Consider the following 1334-nt stretch of genomic DNA (forward strand, 5'->3'; position numbering starts at 1 on the left):
GTTGGTTGATCGAGATATTGAAGGTAATTCCGGTGGCCTGGCAAAGTTGGCGTTTGGTGGTATGGCCTTGGTGGGGACACCACTTCAGGAACGTATGGGCATAAAAGATTCTCCTGAACTTGCCTTAAAAGATTGGCATTCATTCGCTCAGTTCAGTGAACAGGATGAATGGCCTAAACGTTGGGCTGAATACTACGTGCAGAATTCCGCAGAGCGCGTATTTCATTGGCTGTGTGACAAAGGCTTAAAGTTCTTTCCGGCCGTAAACTGGGTAGAACGTGGGCTAAATGGCGATGGTAATAGCGTTCCCCGGTATCACGTAATTTGGGGCACTGGTCACCGCTTGGTTGAATTGTTTCTAGAAAAACTGGCTAAGCATTCTAACCGTGATAGTCTTCAGTTCTTTTATCGACATCGTGTAGTTGAGTTGGTATCTGAAAATGGCCGCGTAGTGGGCTGTCGAAGTGAAAGTGAAGAGACTAAAAAGGTAGTAGAGTTTGAGGCTGAGCATACTATTGCTGCATGTGGCGGGATTAACGGCAGTATCGACAAGGTTAGGGAGCATTGGTACAAACCTTGGGGCTTGCCACCGAAAGAAATCCTAAACGGATCTCACCCTTATGCCGATGGCGCATTGCATGAGCTCGTTTCAAATTTGGGGGGGAGTGTTACGCATCTTGATAAAATGTGGAATTATGCGGCAGGTATTCCGCATCCTCAGCCACAATTTGAAGGCCATGGCTTAAGCTTGATCCCATGTAAATCTGCTTTGTGGCTTGACGCTAAAGGCAATCGTATTGGCCCTGATCCACTCGTTACTGGTTTTGACACAAATGAGTTATGTCGTCGCGTTGCCCAGCTAGAAGAACCTTATACCTGGCAGGTTTTGAACTGGGGTATCGCTGCAAAAGAATTCGCAATCTCCGGTTCGGAGCATAACCCCTCGATTCGAGACAGAAAGTTGCTTAGCTTTTTAAAGGAAATATTGCTAGGAAATCACACGCTAATTGAGAAAATCTCTACTGAAAGTGACCACTTTATCGTTGCACAGAATATGGATGAACTCCTTACCCAGATGAAGGCTCTTGATGATGAAAAAGTTTTGAGCTGTGACAATGTTAAAGCTGCTGTTAGTGATTATGACCAAATGCTATCACGAGGGCCGGCTTTATGGAACGATGACCAGGTTAGGCGTATTCAGCAAGCCAGGGCATGGCGATCCGACAAAGTCAGAACGTGTAAACCTGCCCCCATTGTAAGTGACAAATCCGGTCCGTTAATCGCGATTAAGCTCAGACTCATTTCCAGAAAAAGCCTTGGTGGCATACAGACTA

General features: G+C 46.1%; 1 protein-coding gene. It reads left to right on the forward strand.

Annotated features, from left to right (window positions below; translation table 11 throughout):
* A partial coding sequence (locus A3757_RS22245) for an FAD-binding protein (protein WP_068740318.1) occupies positions 1–1334 on the forward strand: 1334 nt, incomplete at both ends.

Source organism: Oleiphilus sp. HI0117 (assembly GCF_001635235.1).